At 70.3% G+C, this 25,033-nt stretch carries 23 protein-coding genes; 11 read left to right on the top strand and 12 right to left on the bottom strand.

The features are described from left to right. Positions 1-264: 264 nt before the first annotated feature. The 3 genes from GXW76_RS07610 to GXW76_RS07600 all read right to left on the bottom strand — a co-directional run bounded on the left by GXW76_RS07610 (position 265) and on the right by GXW76_RS07600 (position 3,380). Entirely contained in the window at positions 265-723 is a 459-nt protein-coding gene (locus GXW76_RS07610; protein WP_211861400.1) for a hypothetical protein, read from the bottom strand. Positions 724-807: 84 nt separating this feature from the next. Beyond that, positions 808-2,556, bottom strand: coding sequence for a thiamine pyrophosphate-binding protein (locus GXW76_RS07605; RefSeq protein ID WP_211861399.1), 1,749 nt, complete (start codon positions 2,554-2,556; stop codon positions 808-810). Continuing rightward, a complete protein-coding gene (locus GXW76_RS07600) occupies positions 2,553-3,380 on the bottom strand; it encodes a hypothetical protein (RefSeq protein ID WP_211861398.1) in 828 nt (275 codons plus the stop codon). Before GXW76_RS07600 ends, GXW76_RS07605 begins: the two co-directional genes overlap by 4 nt. Before the next feature lie 72 nt (positions 3,381-3,452). Between GXW76_RS07600 and GXW76_RS07595 the strand changes: the two genes are divergently transcribed. From GXW76_RS07595 to GXW76_RS07585, 3 genes are all read left to right on the top strand, one after another. Next, positions 3,453-4,442, top strand: a complete 990-nt coding sequence (locus GXW76_RS07595; RefSeq protein ID WP_211861397.1) for a thiamine pyrophosphate-dependent dehydrogenase E1 component subunit alpha — start codon at positions 3,453-3,455, stop codon at positions 4,440-4,442. Then, complete coding sequence (locus tag GXW76_RS07590) at positions 4,430-5,395, top strand: alpha-ketoacid dehydrogenase subunit beta (protein WP_211861396.1); 966 nt, start codon at positions 4,430-4,432, stop codon at positions 5,393-5,395. The genes GXW76_RS07595 and GXW76_RS07590 overlap by 13 nt, the downstream gene beginning before the upstream one ends. Before the next feature lie 144 nt (positions 5,396-5,539). Beyond that, complete coding sequence (locus GXW76_RS07585) at positions 5,540-6,202, top strand: peroxiredoxin (RefSeq protein WP_211861395.1); 663 nt, start codon at positions 5,540-5,542, stop codon at positions 6,200-6,202. Positions 6,203-6,239: 37 nt separating this feature from the next. Here GXW76_RS07585 and GXW76_RS07580 read toward each other — a convergent pair whose 3' ends face one another. Genes GXW76_RS07580 through GXW76_RS07570 form a run of 3 tightly spaced genes read right to left on the bottom strand, consistent with a single transcriptional unit; the run spans position 6,240 to position 9,095 of the window. Continuing rightward, positions 6,240-7,526, bottom strand: a complete 1,287-nt coding sequence (locus tag GXW76_RS07580) for a TRAP transporter large permease (protein WP_211861394.1) — start codon at positions 7,524-7,526, stop codon at positions 6,240-6,242. Between the two features lie 4 nt (positions 7,527-7,530). After that, positions 7,531-8,040 (bottom strand): TRAP transporter small permease, encoded by a 510-nt coding sequence (locus tag GXW76_RS07575; protein ID WP_338150910.1) that lies wholly within the window; start codon positions 8,038-8,040, stop codon positions 7,531-7,533. 2 nt (positions 8,041-8,042) lie between these two features. Beyond that, positions 8,043-9,095, bottom strand: a complete 1,053-nt coding sequence (locus GXW76_RS07570) for a DctP family TRAP transporter solute-binding subunit (protein WP_211861393.1) — start codon at positions 9,093-9,095, stop codon at positions 8,043-8,045. A 147-nt stretch (positions 9,096-9,242) separates the two neighbouring features. Between GXW76_RS07570 and GXW76_RS07565 the strand changes: the two genes are divergently transcribed. After that, the gene (locus GXW76_RS07565) at positions 9,243-10,805 is read left to right on the top strand and encodes an acyl-CoA synthetase (protein WP_211861392.1); all 1,563 of its coding nucleotides are present in this window, start codon (positions 9,243-9,245) and stop codon (positions 10,803-10,805) included. A 141-nt stretch (positions 10,806-10,946) separates the two neighbouring features. On the opposite strand, the gene GXW76_RS07560 is transcribed toward GXW76_RS07565, so the two are convergent. The 3 genes from GXW76_RS07560 to GXW76_RS07550 form a co-directional block, all read right to left on the bottom strand. Beyond that, positions 10,947-11,705, bottom strand: coding sequence for an SDR family oxidoreductase (locus GXW76_RS07560; RefSeq protein ID WP_211861391.1), 759 nt, complete (start codon positions 11,703-11,705; stop codon positions 10,947-10,949). A gap of 86 nt (positions 11,706-11,791) precedes the next feature. Next, positions 11,792-12,190 carry a hypothetical protein gene (locus tag GXW76_RS07555; RefSeq protein ID WP_211861390.1) on the bottom strand — a complete coding sequence of 133 codons (399 nt, stop codon included), beginning with the start codon at positions 12,188-12,190 and terminating at the stop codon, positions 11,792-11,794. 335 nt (positions 12,191-12,525) lie between these two features. Then, positions 12,526-13,269: an SDR family NAD(P)-dependent oxidoreductase gene (locus GXW76_RS07550; protein WP_211861389.1), complete on the bottom strand. Its 744-nt coding sequence runs from the start codon at positions 13,267-13,269 to the stop codon at positions 12,526-12,528. A 153-nt stretch (positions 13,270-13,422) separates the two neighbouring features. On the opposite strand from GXW76_RS07550, the gene GXW76_RS07545 reads away from it, so the two are divergent. The 7 genes from GXW76_RS07545 (at position 13,423) to GXW76_RS07515 (ending at position 21,309) form a co-directional block, all read left to right on the top strand. Further along, positions 13,423-14,427, top strand: coding sequence for a TRAP transporter substrate-binding protein (locus GXW76_RS07545; protein WP_211861388.1), 1,005 nt, complete (start codon positions 13,423-13,425; stop codon positions 14,425-14,427). Positions 14,428-14,491: 64 nt separating this feature from the next. Then, positions 14,492-15,001 (top strand): TRAP transporter small permease, encoded by a 510-nt coding sequence (locus GXW76_RS07540; protein ID WP_211861387.1) that lies wholly within the window; start codon positions 14,492-14,494, stop codon positions 14,999-15,001. Further along, positions 15,001-16,320, top strand: a complete 1,320-nt coding sequence (locus GXW76_RS07535) for a TRAP transporter large permease (RefSeq protein WP_211861386.1) — start codon at positions 15,001-15,003, stop codon at positions 16,318-16,320. Before GXW76_RS07540 ends, GXW76_RS07535 begins: the two co-directional genes overlap by 1 nt. 129 nt (positions 16,321-16,449) lie before the next feature. Then, on the top strand, positions 16,450-17,796 hold the full coding sequence (locus GXW76_RS07530) for a glycosyltransferase family 4 protein (protein ID WP_211861385.1): 1,347 nt from the start codon (positions 16,450-16,452) through the stop codon (positions 17,794-17,796). A 51-nt stretch (positions 17,797-17,847) separates the two neighbouring features. Beyond that, positions 17,848-20,055: a glycosyltransferase family 4 protein gene (locus tag GXW76_RS07525; protein ID WP_211861384.1), complete on the top strand. Its 2,208-nt coding sequence runs from the start codon at positions 17,848-17,850 to the stop codon at positions 20,053-20,055. A gap of 106 nt (positions 20,056-20,161) precedes the next feature. Next, a complete protein-coding gene (locus tag GXW76_RS07520) occupies positions 20,162-20,869 on the top strand; it encodes an RraA family protein (RefSeq protein WP_211861383.1) in 708 nt (235 codons plus the stop codon). Positions 20,870-20,874: 5 nt separating this feature from the next. Beyond that, positions 20,875-21,309 carry an acyl-CoA thioesterase gene (locus GXW76_RS07515; RefSeq protein WP_211861382.1) on the top strand — a complete coding sequence of 145 codons (435 nt, stop codon included), beginning with the start codon at positions 20,875-20,877 and terminating at the stop codon, positions 21,307-21,309. An 84-nt stretch (positions 21,310-21,393) separates the two neighbouring features. On the opposite strand, the gene GXW76_RS07510 is transcribed toward GXW76_RS07515, so the two are convergent. The 3 genes from GXW76_RS07510 to GXW76_RS07500 all read right to left on the bottom strand — a co-directional run bounded on the left by GXW76_RS07510 (position 21,394) and on the right by GXW76_RS07500 (position 24,916). After that, the gene (locus tag GXW76_RS07510; protein ID WP_211861381.1) at positions 21,394-21,879 is read right to left on the bottom strand and encodes a GlcG/HbpS family heme-binding protein; all 486 of its coding nucleotides are present in this window, start codon (positions 21,877-21,879) and stop codon (positions 21,394-21,396) included. Between the two features lie 92 nt (positions 21,880-21,971). Beyond that, the gene (locus tag GXW76_RS07505) at positions 21,972-23,591 is read right to left on the bottom strand and encodes an amidohydrolase (RefSeq protein ID WP_338150909.1); all 1,620 of its coding nucleotides are present in this window, start codon (positions 23,589-23,591) and stop codon (positions 21,972-21,974) included. After that, positions 23,588-24,916, bottom strand: coding sequence for an NAD(P)/FAD-dependent oxidoreductase (locus tag GXW76_RS07500; RefSeq protein WP_211861380.1), 1,329 nt, complete (start codon positions 24,914-24,916; stop codon positions 23,588-23,590). The genes GXW76_RS07505 and GXW76_RS07500 overlap by 4 nt, the downstream gene beginning before the upstream one ends. Positions 24,917-25,033 lie beyond the last annotated feature (117 nt).

Below are 25,033 nucleotides of genomic sequence, written 5' to 3'. Positions count from 1 at the left end.
AGCGCGCCGATGGCCGCGCCGCGGCCACCGCCGGCGATGCCGCCGATCGCCGCGCCGCTGCCGGCGCCGATCAGCCCGCCCCCCACCGCGCGCTGCGTGGGGTCGTAAGGATTGGTGCAGGCCGCCGCGGACATCGCCAGCAGCCCGACCGTGACGAGTCGTGCGGTTCTCTTCATGACTGCATCCTTAACGGGCGGCGCGCCCATGCAACTGCAATCTGCGGTGGTGCCATGGCGGGGATGTGGCGATGTGTCCACCCCGGCCTCATCGGCGCCATGGCCGCTCGAGGCCCCGCTCGAGGCCCCGCTGCGGCTCCGGCGGGGCGGAGGGCGGGCGCCCGATATAGGTGCCGGGCGGCTGGGGCGGTTCGTAATAGCCCCCGCGGGCCGCCGGCACCGAGACCGGCGGCAGCGGGCGCATGTGCCGCGGCGGATGAATGAACAAGGGCGGGGGGGCCCAGTAGCCCAGCGGCGGCACATAGGCCGGCCCCGATTCGTAGCGGAGGCTGGTCTCGGGCTGGGCGGGCGGCGGAGCGGGGCGCGCCTCGGCCGGGATCTCACGGGGAGGCGCCGGCGAGGAGGGGCCGTAGATGACGCTGGGCGCGGGCGCGCCGTAGACGACGCGCGGCAGTGGCGGCGTGGCGTCGGAACCCTGCGCCCCGGCAGGCGCCCAGGGCAGGGCCGCGAGGAAGACGGGAAGCAGGAGCGCAGACGCGGGTCGCATGGCGGAAGGTCCGTGGCGGCGCAGGGCCGCCAACCCGAAGAATAGCGCAGATTGCGGCGATTCTGCAGCCTTCCCGCGGCGCGATCAGACCGGCCGGTCCCCCTTCTCCACGCGCAGGGTGCGGTTGTCCACGCCGGGCAGCATGCGGGCGGGATCGCGCGTCACGATCACGTCGAGCACCGTGGGCGCGTCGGTGGCGGCCACGCTCTCGCGGATGACGCGGGAGAGGTCGGCGGGGTCCTCCACCCGGATGCCGCGGCAGCCGAAGGCGCGGGCGGCGGCGGCGTAGTCGGTCTCCGCGAGGTCCGAGGACTGGTATTTCCCCGGCCCATAGACCGCGTGCTGCAGCGCCTTCACGTAGCCCGAGGCGCCGTTGTTGAAGACGCAGAGCACGAAGTTCGCGCCGGCTCGGCGGGCGGTCTCGATCTCGCCGATCGTCATGTTGAAGCCGCCGTCGCCGGTCAGGCCGACCACGCGCCGCTTCGGGCCGGCGGCCATCTGCGCGCCCATGGCACCCGGCGCGCCGTAGCCGATGGAGGCGAAGCCACGGTCGGCGATGAAGTGGCGCCCGGACTTCTTGGTGTCGAACAGCAGCCCGCCCCAGTGGCCGGCGAAGCCGCCATCGGCGACCAGGATGTCCTCCTCGCCCATGGCGATGTTCAACTCGTTGATCAGGCGCCCGACATTGATCGGCGTCTCGCTGGATTCCAGCCGGTCGGCGGCGCCGACGCGCCAGGCGGCCATGCGCGGGGCGACGGCGGCGGCGAAGTCGGCGCGGCCATCGGGCAGGGGGCCTTTCGGCAGGGCGGCGAGCAGGTCCTCCAGCGCCAGCCGCGCATCGGCGGCGAGGGCGACATCGGCACGGGTGGTGCGGCCGATCTCCTCCGGCACGATCTCGATGTGGATCAGCGGCACGCCGGCGGGCATCAGGGAGAAGCGCTTGGTCGCGATCTCCCCGAGCTTGCAGCCGACGACGATCAGCAGGTCGGCCTCGGCGATGAAGTCGTTGGCGATGCGGCTGTAGCGCCCGAAGACGCCAAGCGAGAGCGGGTGCGTGCAGGCGATGGCACCCTTGCCCGACATGGTGTGCGCGACGGGGATGCGCCCGGCCTCCGCGAGCGCCAGCAGCGCGTCATGCGCGCCGCTGACATGGATGCCGCCGCCGACCAGCAGCAGCGGGCGCTTCGCCTTGGCCAGCAATGCCGCGGCGCGGTCCAGTTCGCTTCCGTCGGGCCGGGTGCGCCGCGCCTGGGCCTGCAGCGTGCCCGGATCGGCCCAGATCTCGTCGGCGCCGAAGGTATGTTCGCCGTGGCAGACATCCTCGGGCAGGTCGAGCACCACGGGGCCGGGGCGGCCGGAGGTGGCGACGGCGAAGGCGCGGCGGACCATCTCCGGGATGCGCTTCGTGCTCTCGATGCGGATGAGTTCCTTGCAGGCGGGGCGGAGGATCTCCACCTGCCGCGCCTCCTGCGTCATGTTCTTCCAGGCATGGTCGCGGTTGGCGTCGCCGGTGATCGCCACCAGCGGGATACCCGCGTTCAGCGATTCCACCAGGCCGGTGACGAGGTTCGTCGCGCCCGGCCCGAGCGTCGCATCGACCACGCCGGGGCGGTTCGTCACCCGCGCCCAGGCATCGGCGGCGAAGGTGCCGCAGCGTTCGTCGTTGATGAGATAGTGCTTCAGGCCGAGCGCGCGCACCGCCTCGTAGAAGGGCAGCAACTGGAAGCCGCCCATACCGAACATCGGGCCGACGTGGTGGGCCTCGAGCATGCGCGCCAGCGCCTCCCCGCCCGTGATCGTCAGTGTGGTGTTGGAGGCGGGGGCGTCGGTCACGCGCGATGGTCCTTCTCGATCGCTTCGGCAAGCAGGGTGACGGCGTCGCGCACCGTGCCGCCGGGCTTCAGCCCGAGCGACGCGGCGCGCCTGTTCACGGCGGAGACGATGCCGGTGGCCACGGCCGACCGTCCATCCCCGATGCGCGCCGTCCAGGCGGAATAGGTGGCCGCCGCGATGCCACGTGCATCGAGCGCCGGCAGCCGGGTGTAGCCCGCGCCGTCGATGCCGCCATCGGCATCGTTGTAGAGCGCGGCGAAGACGGCGGCGCGCGCGGCGCTTTCCGGTCTGCCGCCGAGCAGCCCGCCATGGCTGCCGGTGACGACGACGGTGCCGTCGTCATCGGGCGTCATCAGCGAATTGGAATCCATCGCGCAGGCGCGGGCGCGGTTCAGGCCCGGCAGGTCGATGGGAAAGCGGGATTCGACGCTGTCGGGGGCGTCCATCGCCGGCACGGGCGCGGCGGCGAGCCGACGCGCGGCTTCCCGGCACCACATGCCGGCTTCGATGCCGAGCGCGGCGGCGGCGCGGTTCACATGGCTGACGATACCGCGCCCGAGCAGGTCGAAGCCGTCCCCGATGCGTGCGCTGCGGTGGGAGCAGCAGGCGGCCGGAATGCCGAGCGGATCGAGATGGTCCAGACCCGCGATGCCCGCACGATCCAGGCCGAGCCCGGCATCGTTCAGCAGCACGCCGGCCACGCGCGCCTTGGCCGACAGGTAGGCCGCATAGATCCCGCCATGCGACCCGCCGACGATGACGCGGCCTTGCGCCTCCGGCCCCAGCCGGGTGACGCTGTCCACGACGATGAGCCGGTCCAGCATGGCGGCGTTCCTTCTCCCTCCTCGGGAGTAGAGCCCAGCGAAGGACGCGGCAAAAGGGGGGAGGGGGTTCGCATGGCGGGCGCGTCCAACGAGACGGCGCGGCGGATCGCGATGCTGCGCGACATGGCGCGCATCCGGGCCTTCGAGCGCGAGGCGGTGGCGGCAATGCGCGCCGGCGAGGCGCCGGGGGTGGTGCATCCCTCGATCGGGCAGGAGGGCGTGGCGGTCGGCGTCTGCGCCAACCTGCGGCGGGCGGACCGCATCACCAGCACCCATCGCGGGCACGGGCACGCGATCGCCAAGGGTGCGGATGCGGGGGCGATGATGCTCGAATTGCACGGCCGCGCCGGCGGCTGCTGCGGCGGCAAGGGCGGGTCCATGCACATCGCGGATTTCACGGTGGGGATGCTCGGGGCCAATGGCGTGGTCGGCGCGGGCATCCCGATCGCCTGCGGCGCGGCGCAGGCGATCCGCCTGAAGCAGGAGGAAGCGATCGTCGCCTGCTTCTTCGGCGACGGTGCGGTGAACCGCGGACCGTTCCTCGAAGGCATGAACTGGGCGGCGCTGTACCGCCTGCCGGTGCTCTTCGTCTGCGAGGACAACGGCTTCGCCGCCTTCACCCGCAACAGCGCGGTCACGGCGGGCGGCGGGCCGGCGGTGCGCGCCGAAGCCTGCGGCGTGCCGGCGACCGTGGTCGATGGGGAAGACGTGCTCGCCGTGGATGGCGCCGCGGCGGACCTCGTCGCGCGCATCCGCGCCGGGGGTGGGCCGCAGTTCCTGCACGCGAAATGCTACCGCTGGGAAGGCCACACCGGCACCGATGCCGCCGCCTATCGACCGGCGGAGGAGGCCGCCGCGGCACGCGACCGCGACTGCATCGGACGCCTTCGCGCCGCGCTGGAGGCGGCCGGCGTCGCGGCCACGGAAATCGCCGCCATCGAGGCGGACGCCGAGGCCGAGATGGCCAGCCACCGCGCTGCCGCCATGGCCGCAGCCTGGCCGGACCTCGGTGCCGCCTTCAGCGACGTGCAGGATTCAGGGGCGCCGGCATGGCCCGCATGACCTTCGCCGAGGCCGCCCGCCGCGCGCTGGCCGAGGAGATGCGCCGCGACCCGCTGGTCTGGGCGCTGGGCGAGGATCTCGTCCAGGGCGGCATCTTCGGCCAGTACAGGGGGCTGGCGCAGGAGTTCGGCGCGGAGCGCATCGTCTCCACCCCGATCAGCGAGAGCACGATCATGGGCGCTGGCCTCGGCGCCGCGCTGTGCGGCACGCGGCCGGTGGTCGAGATGCGCATCGCCGACTTCACCCTCTGCGCGATGGACGAGCTGGTGAGCCAGATCGCCAAGGTCCGCTACATGTTCGGCGGGCAGGGGCGCGCGGCGCTGGTGGTGCGGATGCCGCAGGGCATGTGGCGCAACTCGGCGGCGCAGCACAGCCAATGCCTGGAGGCCTGGCTCACGCACATCCCCGGGCTGGTCGTCGCCGCGCCCGGCACGCCGGCCGATGCCGCGGGTCTGCTCAAGGCCGCGATCCGCAGTGACGATCCGGTGGTGCTGCTCGAACCCAAGAACCTGTGGACCGCCGAGGGCGAGGTGCCCGACGACGTCGCGCCGCTGCCCTTCGGCGTGGCACGCCAGGCGGCGCAGGGTGACGCGGCGACCATCGTCACCTGGTCGGCCTGCGTGCCCGTCGTCGAGCAGGGCGTGCGCGAGAGCGGCATCGCCTGCGACGTCTTCGACCTGCGCAGCCTCTGGCCGTGGGACGAGGGAGCGGTGGTGGCCTCGGCGCGGCGGACCGGTCGGTTGCTGGTGGTGCATGAGGCCGTCACGGTGTCGGGCTTCGGGGCGGAGGTGCTTGCGCGGGTGGTGGAAGCGCTCGGGCCCGCTGGGTTGCGCGCGGCGGAGCGGCTCGGCGCCCCGCGCGCCCCGGTGCCCTTCAGCCCGCCGCTCGAGGATGCGATGCGGATCTCGCCCGCGCGCGTCGCCGACGCGGTCCGTCGCGTCGCCGCGCGCTGAGCGGACGATGTCTTGCTCCCGTATCGGATCGAGGTGCAATCTCCGCCCCCGGCGCGGGCGGCGCATGGCATAGCATGCTTCGGCTTGATGCGCCGTGCCGCGCATGCTCGCCTGCGCGCCACCAACCCCCAGGAGGCACATGCCATGAGCATCGCGATCGGCCAGACCGCACCGGACTTCGAAGCCGAGACCACCCAGGGCCGCATCCGCTTCCACGACTGGATCGGCAATTCGTGGGCCATCCTGTTCAGCCACCCGAAGGACTTCACCCCGGTCTGCACGACCGAGCTCGGCACCATGGCCGGGCTGAAGCCGGAATTCGACAAGCGCAACACCAAGATCATCGGCCTCAGCGTCGATCCGGTGGACAGCCACAAGCGCTGGGAAGGCGACATCGCGGAGGTGACGGGCCACACCGTGACCTACCCGATGATCGGTGATCCTTCCCTCGAAGTGTCCAAGCTCTACGGCATGCTGCCGTCGGATGCGGGGACCACCTCGGAAGGCCGCACGGCGGCGAACAACCAGACGGTGCGCGTCGTCGTCTTCATCGGGCCCGACAAGCAGGTGAAGGCGTATCTCGCCTACCCGATGACGGCCGGGCGCAACTTCGACGAGATCCTGCGCCTGCTCGACAGCCTTCAGCTCACCTCGAAGCACAAGGTGGCGACGCCGGCCAACTGGACGCATGGGCAGGACGTGATCATCGCCGGCTCGGTCAACAACGACGACGCGAAGAAGCTCTTCCCGGCGGGCTGGAAGGAACCGAAGCCCTACATCCGCATCGTGCCGCAGCCGCAGGGCTGAGGCACCGACAGGGGCGGGCGCGATGCCCGCCCCTTCTTCATCCGAGCCCCATCACGCGCGGCAGCCAGAGCGCGATGTCGGGGAAGACCACCACGAGGGACAGCGCGACGAACATCGCGAGGATCATCCACACCACCCATGGGATGGTGGATTCCATGCTGACCCCGGCAATGCGGCAGGAAACCATGAGGTTCACCGCCATGGGCGGGGTGAACTGGCCGATGGCGATCTTCATGGTCAGGATCACGCCGAACCAGGTCAGGTCCCAGTGGAAGTTGTTGGCGATCGGGATCAGCACAGGCAGCAGGATCAGGAAGGTCGAGACGCCGTCCAGGAACATGCCGATGACGATCAGCACCACCATCAGCAGGGCGATCGTCCCGTATTCCCCGAGGCCGAGGCCGACGATCCAGGTTGCGATCGGCTGCACGATGCCCAGCGTCGAGGTGGACCAGGCGAAGACGCTCGCCAGCGCGACCACGATCAGGATCACCGCGGAGAGCTCGCCCGCCTCGACCAGCATCTCGTAGACGTCGCGCAGGGTCAGCGACCGATAGACCACGAAGCCGACGAAGAGGCCATAGAAGACCGCCAGCACCGCCGCCTCGGTCGGCGTGACGAAGCCGGAGCGCATGGCGCCGAGTATGACCACCGGCGCCATCAGGCCCCAGATCGCCTCCTTGAAGGTGGTCCAGACGCGCAGGCGTTCCTCGGTGCGCGCCTTGCCGCCGAAATCCTTGATGATCGAGATGATGACGATGGGCACGATGATGGCGATGCCGGCGAGGATGCCCGGGAACATGCCGGCCATGAAGATCGCCGGCACCGAGACGCCGGGCACCAGCACGGCATAGATGATGAACGCGATGGAAGGCGGGATCAGGATGTCCGTCGCCGCCGCCGCGCCGACCGTGCTGGCGATGAAGGACCGCGGGTAGCCGTCCTTCACCATGCTGCGCGTCACCACCTGACCGACGGCGGCCGAGGTCGCAGGGCCTGAGCCGGATATCCCGCCGATCACCATCGCCACCAGCACCGCGACCGAGGCCAGCGCCCCGCGCCCGGCGCCGACGACGGCGGTGGCGAAGCGCACCAGGCGCAGCGCCACGCCCGTCCGGTCGAAGACGCTGCCGACCAGCACGAACATCGGGATGGCGATGAGCGGATACTTGGCGATGCCGGCATAGACGTTGGTCGGCATGGCGAAGATGGACTGGTCCGCGAGCACGATGGCCGTCGCGCCCGCGAGGCCGAGCGCCACGCCGATCGGCACCCCGCCCAGCAGCATGACGGTGAAGAGCGCGAAGAGCGTGGCGCCGATCATGCCTTCAGCCCTCCGCCCCGCGCAGCACCCGCACCAGCCGGCCGGCGGCGCGGCCGATGACGACGAGCGAGAGCAGCGGCAGCCAGCCCGTGTAGATCCAGTTCGGATGGCCGAGCCCGTTCGACAGCACCTCGAAGCGATACTCGTCGTAGGCGAGGCGCGTGCCGTACCAGGCGAGGATGCCGAAGCAGGCGATCGTCAGCACCATCGCGACCGCCTCGGCCTTGCGCCGGAAGGCCGGGGAGCGTTCGTCGATCAGCACGCCGATGCGGATGTGCCGTCCCGTCGCCGTGGCGAGCGCCGTGCCGAGCAGCGCGACCACCACCATCAGCGCGACCGAGTATTCCTCCGTGAAGGCGAAGGAGACGTTGGTCAGGTAGCGCGTGACGACGTTGGCCGCGGTGATCAGCGCCATCGCGGCCATGGCGGCCGCGATGAGCATTTCCTCGGCGCGGAGCGGGACCCGCGTGCGCGGGTTGACGCGTTCCGCGGTCGGGTCGGGCTCGGCGCTCACCCTCAGGCCGTCGCGGCGCGGATGGCGGCCTCGGCCTTGCGGACCAGGTCGGCGCCGACCGTCTGCGACCACTTTTCGTAGACCGGGCGCGTGGCGCGGGCGAAGGCGGCCTTCTCCTGCGTGGAGAGCACCGTCACCTCGACGCCGCGGTTGCGCAGTTCGCGCATCGAGGAATCGCCGCCGTCGAGGCCGAGGCCGTGCCGGGTCAGCGCGATCTGGTTGCGCCCCGCTTCCTCGGCGCATTCGCGCACGAGTTGCTTGTCGGCGTCGCTGAAGCTGTTCCAGACGGTGCGGGAGAGGGTGAAGATCAGCGGGTCGTTGACGTAGTTCCACACCGTCAGGTGCTTCTGCGCCAGCGTGTCCATGCGGAAGGCGAGGAAGAGGTTGATCGGGTTCTCCTGCCCGTCCACCGCGCCCGTGGACAGCGCCGGCTGAAGGTCCGCGAAGGACATCTGCACCGGGTTGGCGCCGAGGGCGTTGTAGATGTCGTTGAAGATGGCCCCTGCCGCGAAGCGGATCTTCATGCCGCGCAGATCCTCCGGCGTGCGGATGGCGCGCTTGGAGTTAGAGATCTCGCGGAAGCCGTTCTCGCCCCAGGCGAGGGGCACCACCTCGCGCCGTTCCATCACACCGAAGATGTCGCGGCCGACCTCGCCGCGGATCACCGCGTCGAAGGCTCGGTGGTCGGGCATCAGGAAGGGAAGCTGGAAGAGCCCGACCTCGCGCACCTGCGGGGCGATGTTGATGGTGCTGAAGACGGCGAAGTCGATCACGCCCTGGCGCATCGCCACCAGTTCGCGCGTCTGGTCGCCGCCGACGAGCTGGCTGCCGGGATAGACCTTCACGTTGATCCGGCCGCCGGAGCGCTGGGTCACTAGCTCGGCCCACTGGAAGGCGCCCTCGGCGAAGGGGATCGGGCGGTTGCCGACGACCGAGAGCTTGTATTCCGCCCGGTACTGCCCCTGGGCGCGGACGAGGCGGGGCAGGGCAAGCCCGGCCCCGGCCGTGCCCAGCAGGAGGCTGCGGCGGCTGGCGCCGGTGATGGTCCTGGTCATCTGGCGGTGCTCCCTGGATGTTCCTCTGGTGCGCCCGTGCGGGCGCTTGGCGGCAAGACTGGCCCGGCTGGGCCTTGCGCCGCAAGCGGGGTGCGCTTGCCGTGCGCGGTGTGGCGCGGCAGATCAGGTGGCTGGAGGACCGACCGAATGATCCCGACCTCGAACCTGGCGAGCCTGTTGCTCCAGACGGCGCGACGCCTGCCGGACCGGCCGGCGCTCGTCTGGCGCGACCGGGAATGGAACTGGAGCGGGCTCGCGGCGCGGGTCATGGCGGCGGCCGCGGCGCTGCGGGCACGGGGGATCGCCAAGGGCGACCGGGTCCTGGTCCATGCCCGCAACGGCAATGCCATCTTCGAATCCGGCTGGGCCTGCTGGCTGATCGGCGCGGTCTGGGTGCCGACCAATTTCCGGCTGAGCCCGCCGGAGGTCGCCTACCTCGCCGGAAATGCCGGCTGCCGGGCGCATGTCTTCGACACCGGCTTCCCCGAGCACCGCACCGCCGCGCGGGAGGGCAACCCGGCCTGCATGCTGGACGTGGCGATCGGGGAGGGGGCGGGCCTCTCCTGGGACGATCTCGTGGCCGAGGGCAGCGCCGCGCCGGTGATGCGGACGGAATCGGTCGATCGCGACCATCCGGCCTGGCTGTTCTACACGTCCGGCACCACGGGGCGGCCGAAGGGCGGAACGCTGACGCATGGGCAACTCGCCTTCGTGGTGACCAACCACATCGCGGACCTGATGCCGGGGCTGACGCATCGCGATGCCTCGCTGGTGGTGGCGCCGCTCTCCCACGGGGCCGGCATCCATGCCATGGCACAGGTGGCGCGCGGGGCGGTTTCCGTGCTGCTGCCGGGGGAACGGCTCGACGTGCCGGAGGCGTGGCGGCTGGTGGAGAAGCACCGCGTCAGCAACATGTTCACCGTGCCGACGATCCTGAACGCGCTTTGCCGCGACGCGAGCGTCGATGCGTTCGACCATGCCAGCCTGCGCCACGTCATCTACGCCGGCGCGCCGATGTACCGGGAGGACCAGAAGCACGCGCTGCGCAAGCTCGGGCCATGCCTGGTGCAGTATTTCGGGCTCGGCGAGGTGACCGGGAACATCACCGTCCTGCCGCCCGAGTGGCACAGCCTGGAGGATGATCCGGCCTTCCCGATCGGGTCCTGCGGCTATCCGCGGACGGGGATCGAGATCGCCATCCTGGACGGGGCCAACCGGCCGCTGTCGGCCGGCGAGACGGGCGAGATCTGCGTGCGCGGCCCCGCCGTCATGGCAGGCTATTTCGGCAATGAGGAGGCGACGGCGAAGGCCTTCGCGGCCGGGTGGTTCCACACCGGGGATATCGGGCACCTCGATGCGCGCGGCTTCCTGCACATCACCGGGCGGCAGTCGGACATGTACATCTCCGGCGGGTCGAACGTGTACCCGCGGGAAGTGGAGGAGGCGCTGCTGACGCATCCCACGGTCGCCGAGGCCTGCGTCGTCGGCGTGCCGCACGAGAAATGGGGCGAGACGGGGGTTGCGGTGCTCGTTCCCGCGGATGGCGCGACGATCGACCCGGCGGCGGTGATGGCGCATCTCGACGGGCGCCTCGGGCGCTACAAGTGGCCGTCGCGGATCGTGGTGTGGGATGCGCTGCCGCGCTCGGGCTACGGGAAGGTGCCGAAGAACGAGGTGAAGCGACTGCTGGCGGAGCGGGGGGAAGGGTAGAAGGCGGGGGGAGAAGGGAACTTCTCCCCCCGAAACCCCCCTCAACCTTCTTTGGCTCTTGGGAACTGACAGCGGCGGCGGCGCCAAGTGACCAAAGAAGGGAGGGGGATCGGGGGAGGTTCTCCTCCCCCGACCTTCCTCTCAGCCGCGCCCTTCGAACGGCATCTTCGTCGCCTTGATTGTCATGGTGAAGATGTTGGTCTCGAGCGGCAGGTTGGCCATGTGCAGGATCGCCTGGCCGACATGATTCACGTCCATGGTCGGCTCCACCGCGACCGAGCCATCGCCCTGCTTCACGCCCTGCGACATGCGGCGCGTCATCGGCGTCGCGGCGTTGCCGATGTCGATCTGCCCGGCGCAGATGTCGTACTTGCGCCCGTCTAGCATCAGCGACTTGGTCAGGCCCGTGATGGAATGCTTCGTCGCCGTGTAGGGCGCGCTGTCCGGCCGCGGCGTATGCGCGCTGATCGATCCGTTGTTGATGATGCGACCGCCCTGCGGCGACTGGTCCTTCATGATGCGGAAGGCGGCCTGCGCGCAGAGGAAGGAACCCGTCAGGTTCACAGCGACGACGCGCGACCAGTCCTCGTAGGTCAGGTCCTCGAAGGGCGTGCCGGGCACGTTCTGGCCGGCGTTGTTGAACAGCAGGTCGAGCCGGCCGGATTTCTGCTTCACCTGCACGAAGAGCGCGGCGACCGAGGCGGGGTCGGCGACGTCGGTGGCGACGGGGATGGCGCGCCCCGCATCGGGTCCGGCCAGGGTGGCGGTCTCCTGCAATGCCTCCATCCGCCGGCCGGCGAGGAAGACCGTCCAGCCGCCACCCAGCAGCGCGAGCGCGGCGGCGCGGCCGACGCCGGTGCCCGCGCCGGTGACGACGGCGATCTTGCTGGTGCTGCTCATGCGCGTTTCCTCTCCGAAAATCCTGGGATCGGCGGGAGATTGCGCGGGGCGGGCGCCGCTGGCAACGGGCGGTGGCCGCAGGGCGGCTATCCGATCGCGATGATGTGGGTCATGAAATCGAAGGGGAAATAGCGCCGCTCCGGCAGCGCGTTCTGCGTCAGGTCGAGACGCCCGCCCCAGTTCAGCAATTCGCCGCGCCTGTTCACATAGACCCAGTGCTTCAGGTAGCCGTAGTCGTCCGGAGGCTCGTGGCTGCCGACGCCGACGACGCAGTTCCTGCAACTGCCGAGCGCAGCCGTGGACAGCCGGTACGACCCGGGCATCAGCCTCGCGTTCAGCCCGGCGCGCGACAGGAAATCGAGGATGCCATGCGGCGGCATGGCGACGGTGATCCCGTCCCAAACGATGGCGAGCTTCGGCGTTCCGTGCGCGGCCAGCACGTAGATCCCTGATCTTCCGGCAGAGGGCGCCGATGCTGTCCGCATCGCCGCCGAGCTTCCGGCTGAAGGAGATGATCTCGGCGGCGAGGTCCGGCTTCTCCTGCTCGATGATCTTCAGATAGGTGATCACCTCGGCGCCGAGACGCACGTGGATCTCACCGAGGCTGAGTTCACGGCCGAATTCCTCGATCTGGCCGTCTTCATGCAGCGAGTTCAGGACGCTGACGAAGCCGCAGATGCCCCACCTGTCCTGGTCGATGACGCCGCTCATCTGCACCTCCCCGTCGGCATTCGCGCGATTGGCGATCCGGCGGGTGGCGAGGCTAGGCCCGTGGAACCCTGGGCGTCATCCAGATTTCTGCCGGCGGTCAGGGAACGGTTCAGTACACCGCGCGGCCGCCTGAGATGTCGAAGACGCCGCCGGTCGAGAAGGAGCAGTCCTCCGAGGCGAGCCAGCAGGCCATCGCGGCGATCTCCTCGACCTTCACGAAGCGGTCCATCGGGATCTTGGAGCGCATCCAGGCGACCTGCTCAGGTGTCATCTGCCGGAACAGGTCGGTCTCCGCCGCGGCGGGCGTGATGCAGTTGGCGAGCACGCCGGTCTTCGCCAGTTCCTTGCCGAGCGACTTGGTGAAGCCGATCAGCCCGGCCTTCGATGCGCTGTAGTGGGAGGCGTTCGGATTGCCTTCCTTCCCGGCGATCGACGCGATGTTCACGATGCGCCCGTAGCCGGCGGCGATCATGCCCGGCACCACCGCGCGGGTGACGAGGTAGGGGGCGACCAGGTTCACCTCCACCACCCGCTTCCACTCCGCCACCGGCAATTCCCAGGATGGCGCGTTGCCGCCCGTGATGCCGGCGTTGTTGACCAGGATGTCGATCCGGCCATGCGCGGCGAGCGTCGCCGCCAGCCCGGCCCCGATCGCCGCTTCGTCGGTCAGGTCCAGCACATGCGCCGAGGCACGGCCGAGGGAGGCGGCGGCCTCGGCGGCGGCCCTGGCGTCCATGTCCCAGATGGCGACCGTCGCGCCCGAGGTGACGGCACGCTGCGCGATGGCCAGTCCGATGCCGCGCGCTGCACCGGTGACGATCGCCACGCGTCCGGCCAGGTCCAGTCGGTTCATGCTGCTTCCCCCGCAATGCCGCGCGCAGTCTCCGCCAGAGCGCGCCCAGCGGGAAGGGGGAGGTAACCGGACGGTTCCCATGTCCGGCCTTCCACCCCTATAGTTCGCGCACAGCCGGCACCAAGCCGGCGGAACGATGGGGAGTGAGGGTTCATGAAGCGTAGGGACCTGGTGCGCGGCCTCGCGGCTGGCACGGCCCTGCTGGCGGCTCCGCACGTCGCGCGGGCCCAGCAGGGGATCACCTTGAACGGCGCCTCGCAGTTCAACGACGACCATGTCTTTACCCGCGCCCTGGTGCGGTTCGAGGAACTGGTGAAGCAGTACTACACCGCCCAGCCGGTGAACTTCGTGCTGCACAAGAATTCCAGCCTCGGCCTCGAGAAGCAGTATTTCGAATACATGTCGGCCGGCCGCGGCGCGGTGGACTACGGCATCGTCTCGCCGGCCCACATGTCCACCTTCAGCCGGGCCGCGCCCTTCGTGGACGCGCCCTTCCTGTTCCGTGACCTCGCGCACTGGAACACGGTGCTGGACCAGGACCTCTTCGCCCCGGTGGCGCAGGAGATCGAGCGCCGCGCCCGCGTCGCGCTGATCGGCTATGCCGGCGGCGGCGTGCGCAACATCTTCGCCAACAAGCGCATCACCAACATGGCGGAGCTGCGCGGCCTCAAGGTCCGCGTGCAGGGCGCGCCGATCTGGTCGCGCACCTTCCAGGCGGCCGGGATGTCGCCCTCGGTCATCGCCTACAACGAGGTCTACAACGGCATCCAGAACAACGTCATCGAGGCCGGCGAGAACGAGGCCGCGGGCGTCGAGGCGATGCGCTTCTTCGAGGTGGCGCCGAACCTCATCATGACGCAGCACGCCATCACCATCCGGCCGCTGTGCTTCTCGACGCAGTCGCTCGCGCGGCTGCCGGCGCCGCTGCAGGAGGCGATCCGCCGCGCCGGCAAGGAAGCCGGCACCTTCGGCCGCCAGGCCGAAAGCAGCGAGGACGGCCAGAAGATCGAGGCGCTGGAACGCGCCGGCCGCCTGCGCCGCATCGAGTTCACCGAGCGCGACGCGCTGAAGCGCGCGGTGGACCCGGTGATGGCCGCCTATGCCCGCGAAGTGGACGCGGAGAGCATCTTCACCCGCATCAACGCGATCTCCTCGTGACCTTCCGCCGGCCGAGGGAGCACCGACTCCCCCGGTCGTGCCCTTCCGATATCCGGAGCGTTCCATGTCCCAGCCCGGCCTGCGCGGCCTGGTGCGGCGCGCGTCCTGGCTCTATGCCCGGCTGCTCTCCGCGCTGCTTGCGATTTCCGTCCTGATCCTCGTCGTCCCGGTGACGCTGCAGGTTGTCTCGCGCCAGACGCATTACCTGCCGCACTACATCTGGACGGAGGAGATGGCGCGTTTCCTGCTCGTCTGGACCGTCATGATCGGCGCCATGGTCGGCCAGAAGGAAGGCATCCATTTCATCGTCGATCTCTGGCCGCGCCTGACCGGGCGGAGGCGCGCCTTCATGGACATAGTCTCGGGCCTCTTCGTGCTGCTGTTTGGCGCGGTCTTCCTCTGGTACGGGATCGAGTTCGTGGATTTCGCGTGGTTCCGCATCAGCGAACTGGCGGAACTGCCGCTGTGGCTGATCCACCTGGCCTGGCCGATCCTCGGCTTTTCCTGGCTGCTCTTCAGCGGGGAGAAGTTCGTCGACGACCTCTGCGTGCTGGTCCGGGGGGAACGGGCCTGATGGGCGGCAATACGCTGGCCGCGGGGGAGGCGGCCTGGATCCTCTTCGGTGTCTTCTTCACGCTGCTGGCGCTGCGGGTGCCGGTCGCGGTCGCGCTCGGCCTGGCCTGCCTGCCGGTGCTGGCGCTGGAACCGCGGCTCGGGCCGATGGTGCTGATGCAGGAGACGTTCAACGCCTACAACTCCTTCATCCTGCTCGCCGTGCCCTTCTTCCTGCTGACGGCGAACCTGATGAACGTGGGCGGCATCACCGACCGGCTGATGCGGCTGTCGCGCGCCATGGTCGGGCATTTCCCGGGCGGGCTGGCGCAGATCAACGTGGTGCTGTCGATCTTCTTCGCCGGCATCTCGGGATCCTCGACCGCCGATGCGGCCTCGCAGTCCAAGATCTTCATCGATGCCCAGCGGAAGGAGGGCTACGACGACAGCTTCTCCGTCGCCATCACCGCGGTCTCGGCGGTGCTCGCCGTCATCATCCCGCCGTCCATCCTGATGATCGTCTGGGGCGGCGTGCTGACGGTGTCGATCGGCGCGCTGTTCCTCGCCGGCATCATCCCGGGCCTGCTGATCGGGCTGGTGCAGATGGCGACCGTGCATGCCTATGCGAAGGCGCGCGGCTATCCGACCTATCCGCGGTCGGGCTGGGGGGAGTTGCTGCGCGCGACGGCGGTCTCGATCCCGGCGCTGATGACGCCGGCCATCATCATCGGCGGCAAGGTCTTCGGCTGGTTCACCGCGACCGAGAGCGCCTGCATCGCCGTGCTCTACGCCGGCGGGCTGTCGCTGCTCTACTACCGCGAGATGGGGATGAAGGAACTGTGGGAGGCGCTGGGCGAGACCGGCCGCCTCGCCGCGGTGGCGCTGTTCTGCGTGGGCACCGCATCCGCCTTCGGCTGGCTGCTGGCCTATTACGAGATTCCGAAGGCGATCCTCGAGGGCGTCACCGCCTGGGGGATGGGGAAGATCGCGACGGGCTTCTTCATCGCCGCCGTATTCCTGGTGGTGGGCTGCTTCCTCGATGCGATCCCGGCCATCATCATCGTCGGGGCCATCCTGCAGCCGCTCGCGGCCGGTGTCGGCATGGACCCGGTTCATTTCGCCATGGTCGGCATCGTCAGCCTGGCCTTCGGGCTGGTCACGCCGCCCTACGGGCTCTGCCTGATGATCGCCTGCCACGTGGCCGGGATGCGCATGGCCGATGCGATCAAGGACACCATGATCATGCTGCTGCCGATGCTCGGCGTGCTGATGCTGGTGATCCTGTGGCCGGAGGTCGTGCTGTTCCTGCCGCGGCTGGTGTCGCCCGAATTCCTCGACTGACCGGGCGGGGCTGAATGCTTGACCTTGGCCGGACCCCGCCTCAGCCTGTAGGAGCATAGGGCCGCGGGCGGGGCCGGCGAATCCGCCGGGAACGTGCCGTGTCCACCGCGCCCTTGCATGGAACTGCCCATGTCCGCCAAGCGCCAGCCGCGCATCTTCATCGACGGATACAACCTCTCGCTCGAACAGGGCACGGGCGTGGCCACCTATGCCCGCAACCTCTCCTTCTGCCTGCGTGACATCGGGGCCGAGGTCGGCGTGCTCTACGGCACGACCACCTCGACCATCAGCACGAGTTCGCTGATCCGGGAGATCGCCTTCTTCGATCCGCGCGTGGGCAAGCCATCCAAGGCCGCGCAGGTGGCGCATTTCGCGCAGCGCGCCTTCACCACCCCCTTCGGGGAATTCGCCACCCAGGTGCCGATCACGGGGCGCGTGGTGCGCGACACCTTCCGCAGCCGCCTGCCGCACTTCGACCATGTCTGGAACGTGCAGAACCTGTTCGAGGCGCAACGCCAGCACTTCAAGCTCTACCGCACGCGGATGAACGTGCATTTCCGCCACCCGCCGGAAGTGATGCACTGGACCTACCCGCTGGCCCTGCAGATCCGCGGCGCCCGCAACATCTACACCATGCACGACCTCGTGCCGCTGCGGCTGCCCTACACGACGCTGGACAACAAGCGGCAATACTATCGGCTGAGCCGGCTGCTCGCGCGCCGCGCCGACCACATCATCACGGTCAGCGAGGCTTCCCGCCGCGACATCGTCAGCCTGCTCGGCGTGCCGGAGGAGCGTGTCACCAACACATACCAGGCGGTGGACATCCCCTCGCGCTTCACCGACAAGCCGATCGCCGACGTCAGGACCGAGATCGAGGGCACCTTCGGCCTCGGTTTCCAGCGCTATTTCCTGTTCTTCGGCGCGATCGAGCCGAAGAAGAACGTCGGCCGCATGATCGAGGCCTACCTCGCATCCGGCGTGCAGGACCCGCTGGTCATCGTCGGCAAGAAGGCCTGGAAGTCGGAGGAGGAGCTGCGCCTGCTGTTCGAGAACGAGCATGTGCGCTACCTGCTGACGGAGAATGGCCGCACCCGGCGGCACTACCGCGTGCAGCACGTGGACTATGCGTCCTTCCCGCTGCTCGTCAGCCTGATCCGCGGGGCGAAGGCGGTGCTGTTCCCCTCGCTGTATGAGGGCTTCGGCCTGCCGGCACTGGAGGCGATGCTGCTCGGCACGCCCGTGATGACTTCGAACACCTCCTCGATGCCGGAGGTCGTGGGGGATGCCGCGATCAAGGTCGATCCCTACGATGTGCGGGCGATGGTCGACGCGATCCGCGCCCTCGACACCGATGCCGACCTGCGCGGCCGGCTTGCCCAGGCCGGGCCCGGCCAGGCCGCGCTGTACTCCATGGAGCGCTACCGGATGCGGCTCCGCGAGGCCTATGGCAAGATCGGCGTGAACTGGGGCTGACCCCGCGGCCCGGCGACGCCGGGCACCCGCGGCAGGGGATGAGGACCACGCATGGATCGTGACGAGAAGGACGCCGCCCTGGCGTCCGCGGGCGACAGGCTGCGGCAGGCGGATTCGCTCCGCGACCAGCGGCTGTGGGATGCAGCCATCCTCGCCTATCGCGCCCATCTCGAGGAACGGCCGGCGGACTGGCGGGCGCAGATCCAGCTCGGCCACTGCCTCAAGGAATCGGGCGACCCCTCCGACGCGCTCTTGGCCTACCGGGCGGCGGAGGCGCTGGCGCCGAACATCGCCGACGTTCATATCCAGATCGGCCATGCGCTCAAGCTGATGGGCGACACCTCCCAGGCCTGGCGGGCCTATGCCCGCGCGCGGGAGATCGACCCGTCGAACGAGGAGGCGGCGCGCGAGGCCTCGGCCCTGGCGCGGCTGGCCTCGCCGCTCGTGCGGAGCGCGCCGGTGCCGGGCCAGGCGGTGCAGGTCGTCTTCGACACCTCGGACCTGGTCGCCTTCCTGGCGGACAACCGCACGCCCACCGGCATCCAGCGGGTGCAATTGAACATCACGGCGCGGGCCCTGCTCGATCCGATGGACGGCGTGGCGACCGCCGCCGTGGCCTTCGATGCCGTCGGCGGCGCATGGCGCGAGATCGGGCGGGAGCTCTTCCTGCGGCTCTGGCGCCTGTCGCGCAGCGGTGGCGACCCGCGGGCGGCGGACTGGCTCGAGGCGCTGGCGGACCTCAAGGCGGCGCTGCTCTCGGGCCCGGACTTCGTCTTCGCGCCGGGGGCGAGCCTCGTGAACCTCGGCACCTCCTGGTGGATCAAGGACTACTTCCTGCATGTGCGGCATGTCGCGCGGCAGTATGGCGTCCGCTACGTGCCGATGATCCACGACTGCATCCCGCTCGTGACGCCCGAACATTGCCCCCCGCCACTGGTCGAGGAATTCGCCCAGTGGTTCTCCGGCATGGTGGCGCTGGCGGATTCCGCGCTCACCAATTCCGAGTGGTCCGCCTCCGATGCCCGGCGCATCGCCGGGGCCATCCTCCCGGGTGTGGACCTGCCTGTCGCGGTGGTGCGCCTGGATGCGGACCTGAAGAAGGAACTCGGCGCCACCACCGGGCTCACCTGGGCTGAGCGGTCCGACCTGCCGGAGCCGGGCGAGCCCTTCGTGCTCTGCGTCGGCACGATCGAGAGCCGCAAGAACCACCTGATGCTGTTCCACGCCTGGCTGACGCTGGTGCGCAAGCACGGCGCGGAGCGGGTGCCGCGGCTGGTCTGCATCGGCAAGCCGGGCTGGCTCGCCGAGGCTGCGATGACGCTGTGGCGCAACTCCCCGGTGCTGCAGGACCGCGTCACCATCGCGCACGGGGTGCCGGACGTGACGCTCGCGGCGCTCTACGGGGCGGCGCTGTTCACCGTCACCAACAGCCACTACGAGGGCTGGGGCCTGCCGGTCACCGAGAGCCTGTCCTTCGGCCGCGTGCCGCTGGTCGCGCGCAACACCTCGCTCGTCGAGGCCGGGGGCGAGGCCGCCGTCTATTACGAGCCGCGGAACGAGCCGGACCTCGTGGCGAAGCTCGAGGCACTGATCTTCGACACCGAGGAACGCGCCCGCCGCGAGGCCGAGATCCTGGCCACAACGCGCCTGCGCAGCTGGGGCGACATCGCCGACCAGGTCATGCGTGCGGTCGCCGCACGGCGTGACGCGCCGGCGGTCGAAGCCGGGGCGCGGCTGCCGGTCCTGCCCGGCGTGACTTATCCGCTGCACCTCCTCGGCGGCGGCCAGGTGGACCGCGCCAGGGCGGTGGCCGACATCGTGCGGGAAGGGCTGAACTGGTATCCGCTCGACCGCTGGGGCGTCTGGACGCGCCCGGGCCTCGCGCGCATGCGCCTGTCGCTGCCGGCCGGCGCGGCCGAGGGGCCGTTGCGCCTCTATCTGGGCTGCGTCCCGCCGGGCAAGGAGACCAGCGTGCGCCTGCGGGCCTTCGGCGCGGGCGCCACGCCGCCGCGCTTCACGACCGTCACGGCGCAGGGCGACAGCCGCTTCACCTGCGTCGTGGAGGTCGAGGCGTCATCGTCGGAGGTGATCGTCGAGATCGACAGCGGCGCAGGCACGCCGCTCGGCACGGAGGCAAAGCCGGATCCGCGGCGCGTCGGCCTCGGCCTCACTTCCTTCATGATCTGCGCGGCGGACGACCTCGCCGGCCGGCTGGATTTCCTGGAGCGCCACGCCTTCCGCATGCTGCGCGGCGATTGAGGCGGGTGCGCGGCTGCGGCGCATCGCTCGTTGACGTCGCGCCGCGCCCCCCTTTGACCGATCCGCCGCGCCGGTCGATGCTGGCGGCTCCGGAGGAGACCGCCGCATGGCCAATTACCCTTTCACCGCCGCCGACCTCGAGGCGCTGCGCCAGTGGGACACCCCCACGATCTGCAACGCACTCGAACTCGTCGCGCCGCACCGTCGCGGACATGGATTCACTGTGCGTCCGATGACGGCGGTGGACCCGAAGCTGCCGCCGATCTGCGGCTTGGCGCGCACCGGCACGCAGCGCGCGGCCTTCCCCTCCGGCCGCAGCAAGGAAGCGGACCGGGCCATGCGCGTCGCCTGGTACGAATACGTCGCCGATGCGGCCCTGCCGACCGTGGTCTGCCTGCAGGACCTCGATGACACACCCGGCGTCGGCGCCTTCTGGGGCGAGGTGAACAGCGCCGTGCACCAGGGCCTCGGTGCGCAGGGCGTGGTGACCAACGGATCGGTGCGCGACCTCGACATGTTCGCGCCGGGCTTCCAGGGTATCGCCGGCGTGGTGAACCCGTCCCATGCCTATGTTCACATCGTGGCGCTGAACCTCGACGTCACCATTCACGGCATGTCAGTGCGGCACGACGATGTCGTGCACGCGGACCGCCACGGCGCCGTGGTCATTCCGCATGACGTCGTCACCAAGATCCCGGCCGCGATCGAACTCGGCGCTCGGCGGGAGAAGGTGATCCTCGACATGGTGAAGACGCCCGGCTTCAACGTGGCGAAGCTCAGGGATGCGCTCTCGAAGGCGGACGACATCCACTGAAGCCGATGCGCGCGCCGCTCTGTCACGTGAAGCCCGAGTGGGTGGACCACTACGGGCACATGAACCTCGCCTTCTACCTGGTGGCCTTCGATATCGCGACGGACGCGCTGTGGCCGTCGCTGGGGCTGGGGCCGGAATTCCGCGACAGGGGCCTCGGCACCTTCGCCGCGGAATCCTGGCAGGCCTACACGCGCGAGGTGACGGAGGGCGCGCCGCTCGCCTTCGACAGCGAGGTGCTGGCCTTCGATTCGAAGCGCCTGCTCTGCCGCCACGTGATGTTCCACGCGGCGGAAGGGTGGCAGGCGGCGGAGAACGAGGTGCTGTATCTCTGCATCGACCTGGGCGCGCGCCGCGTCGGCTCCTGGCCGGAGGACGTGCTCGCACGCTTCGCCGCGCACGCGACCGGCGGCGCGGCGAAGCGGCTGGCGCTGAAGCGCTAGCGCAGATCCCGATCAGGTGGAATCACCTGATCGGGTGAAGATGCTCGCGAATGTAAACGCCGAGCCGGCGCGAACCGGGCAGCGCTAGTTCAGCCGCTCGCGGATGCGGGCGATGCCGGCCTCGGCGCACTGGTCGTCGAGATGCCCGCCCGGCGCGCCGCCCACGCCGATCGCGCCCACGACCTCGTCCCCCGCGCGGATCGGCAGCCCGCCGCCGAGGACGAGGAAGCCCTCGATGTCCGGCAACCGCGCCGCGCCGGGATTGGTGCGGACCGTCTCGAGGATCTGGCTGGTGTTGGTCCGCATGCTGGCGGCCGTATAGGCCTTGGCCTGTGCGGAGGAGACGGTGTGCGGCCCGGCGCCGTCGGCGCGCAGCAGGGCGCGCAGCACGCCCGCGCGATCGACCACTGCGGCCGCCACCCGGTAGCCGCGGCCGGCGCAGGCCTCGACCGCCGCGGCGACGGCCTCGGCCGCCAGGGTCGCGCCGATGTTGCGCTCGACCACCAGGTTCTGCGCGGCGGCCGGCAGGGGGGCGAGCATGAGGGCGGCGAACAGGGCGATGGGGCGCATGGCGCTACCTCGGGCGGGATTCGGCGAGGCGCCAGAGTCTCACAGCCGCGCGGCGGCCGGAAGGGGGGACTCCGGAATCCGACGCGGCCGGACTACGCGTGGAACCGCTCCATCCCGCCCACCACCGTCGCTATCACGCCGGTGCCACGGATCGCGGACGGATCACAGGTGAGAATGTCGGTGTCGAGCACAGCGAGGTCCGCCAGCTTGCCGACTTCGAGCGAGCCCTTGTCTGCTTCTTCCCGCTGCGCCCAGGCGCCGAGGGTGGTGTAGGCGGCCAGGGCCTGCGCGGGCGTCACGGCCTCGGCGGCGTCGAGGTCGGCGCCGGTCTGGCTGCGCCGCGTGACCATGGCGCCGATGGCGGTGAATGGGTTCACCCGGCAGACGGCGAAGTCGGAATGGCCCGGGGCAGGGATGCCCGCGGCGATCAGGCTGCGGTGCGGCCACATGTGACGCATCGCAGAATGGCCGCGATTGGCGACATAGGCCTCGCCGAGTTCGTCCATGAAGCCGGTGGCCGAGGAATCGACGAAGCCGCCGCGCTTCAGCCGCGCGAGGATGGGCGGCGTGACGTAGCAGCAGTGTTCCACCCGCATGCGGTGGTCCGCCACCGGATGCGCGGCGAGGGCGGCTTCCATGACATCGAGGGCGAAGTCGATGCCGCGGTCGCCGACGCCTTCGATCATCACCTGCAGCCCGGCCTTGTGCGCCGCGGTGGCGCGTTCGGTCAGGTCGTCCTTCTCGTAGAGCAGCATGCCGGTATTGGGCACCGGCTCGCCCGGCACCGGCGTGCCGAGGTAGGGTTCCCAGTAGGCGGCGGTTCGGCCGGAGGTCGAGCAATCCGGGCACCACTCCACGCCGATCAACCGCAGCCAGTCGTCGCCGAAGCCCGAGCGGATGCCGGCGCCGATCAGGTGCGGGATCAGGGGCTCGTCGCGCCCGGACGCGATGATGCCCATGCGCATCCGCCAGCGGCCCTCGCGGCGCATCGTCTGGTAGGCCCGGATGGCCTTGGCAGGCGTCAGGGAATTGGCGACCGAGGTGATGCCGTGGCGCAGGCATTCGTCCTGCACCGTCTCCATGCCCTCGGCGATGTCGGATTCGCTGTCCGAGCCGTGGACGGCGTTGAGGAAGATGTGCGCCGCCGTCTCCCGCACCAGGCCTGTGAAGGCGCCGGTGCGCGGATCCCGGTCGAAGGCGCCGAAGGGCGGGTCCTGCACCGCCGGCCCGATGGCGCAGGCGGCGAAGGCGGCGCGGTTCGCGAGGCCGAGATGCCCGTCCGTGCGCAGGATGAAGACGGGGCGCCCGCCGCTCGCCGCATCGAGCTCGTCGAGCGTCGGATAGCCGCCGGAGGCGCGCTCGTTCAGCCGGTAGAAGGCGCCCCAGCGGCCGGGCGGGAGGCTTTCGCACACGCGCCGGATGGTGCCGAGCAGCCCGTCGCGCGTCGTCACGCGGTCGGGCGAGACCAGCGTCCAGGTGCGCAGCCGCACCGCATAGGCATCCGGGTGCGCGTGGCTGTCCACGATACCGGGGATGACGCGGCGGCCTTCGGCATCCAGCACGCGCGTGCCGGGACCGATGTGGCCGCGGACGGCGTCGTCCGGGCCGATGGCGACGATGCGGCCGCCATGAGCGGCGAGCGCCTGCGCCTCGCTGCCCGCCGCATCCATGGTGGCGATGCGGCCGTTCAGCAGGACGAAGTCGGCGTTCACGCCGCCACCCGGTCGATATGGTCGCGCAGCCGATACCAGCCGCCGATGATGGGCATGAACCAGTTCGGGTTGCCGGTGTAGAAGGGCAATGTCGGGAAGGTGAGGCCGTCCAGCGCGAAGGGCGCGTTCTCCGCCCCCGCGATCTTCAGCGCCGCCTTGTGGCCGAGCCAGGTCGCCATCGCCACGCCGGAACCCTGGCAGCCCGCCGCGTAGTGGACGCCGTCCTGCACGCCGATATGGGGCAGGAAGTCGAAGGTGAAGGCGACGTTGCCGGTCCAGGCATGGGTGATCTGCACGGTCTTCAGTTCGGGGAAGACCTCCGTCATGAAGCGGTGCAGCACCGGGGCGGCGGTGGCGGGATCGGTCGGCCCGAAGCTGGCGCGCCCGCCCCAGAGGATGCGGTTCCCGTAGGGGGAGGGGCGGAAGTAGTTCAGCACCCGCTTGGTGTCGCTGATCATCCGCCGCCCGGGAAACAGGTGGTCGATCGCGTAGTGCGGCAGTTCCTCGGTGGCGATGATGTAGGAGCCGACCGGGACCATGCGCCGCGCCAGCCAGGGCATGGCCGAACGGCCGTGGCTGTCGCGCGAATAGCCGTTGGTCGCGACCAGCACCGCGTCGGCGCGCATCTGGCCGCGGTCGGTGGCCAGGCGAAAGCCCTCGCCATCCCGCTGGATGCCCGCGACGCGCACGGCGTCGACCAGGTGTGCGCCGGCCTTCTCCGCTGCCTGGGAAAGGCCGCGGGCGTATTTGCCCGGGTGGAGGCTGCCCGAGGCGTCGGCGATCATGCCGCCATGGTAGTGGTCGCTGCCCAGTGCCTCCCGCTGCTGCTCGCGCGGGACCATGCGGGTCGGCAGGCCGGTCACGTCCGCGATGAAATCCGCCTTGGCGGCGAGGGCGTCGTAGTGCTTGCGCGTCCAGGCCGGGACGAAGCGACCGCAGCGGACGTAGTCGCAGTCGATGCCCTCGCGCGCGATGGTTTCCTCGATGAAGGGGAAGGAGGCCGCGGCGGACTCGGCGATGGCGCGCGCCTTCTCCTTGCCATGCGCCTGTTCGAGCGCACCCGAGGCGACCTTCAGCCCGCCCGAGACCATGCCGCCATTGCGGGAGGAAGCACCCCAGCCGATGCGTTCCGCATCCAGCACCGCGACGTCGTGGCCGAGCCGGCGCAGCGTGAGCGCCGCGGAGAGCCCCGCATAGCCGCCGCCGACGACCGCGACCCCGGCGTGGTCGGGCAGCACGCTGTCGCGCTTGGGCGGTTCGGCGGCTTCCCACCACCAGGGGCTCGTCTTGAAGCCCGGTGCGAAGAGGGGGTTCGCGAGGGTCATTGCCGGATGCACTCGCCCATGGTGAAGTTTCGACGGGAGAGTTCACGCCAGCACTTCGGCAACCGCAAGTGGCAACGCACGGCCACGAGTGATCGGGGACACGCGTCCGCGACATCC

This window comes from Neoroseomonas soli (genome assembly GCF_018129065.1).
Taxonomy (GTDB): domain Bacteria; phylum Pseudomonadota; class Alphaproteobacteria; order Acetobacterales; family Acetobacteraceae; genus Neoroseomonas; species Neoroseomonas soli.
The sequence above is the reverse complement of the archived record's forward strand: the minus strand, read 5'-3'. Positions and strand labels throughout refer to the sequence as shown.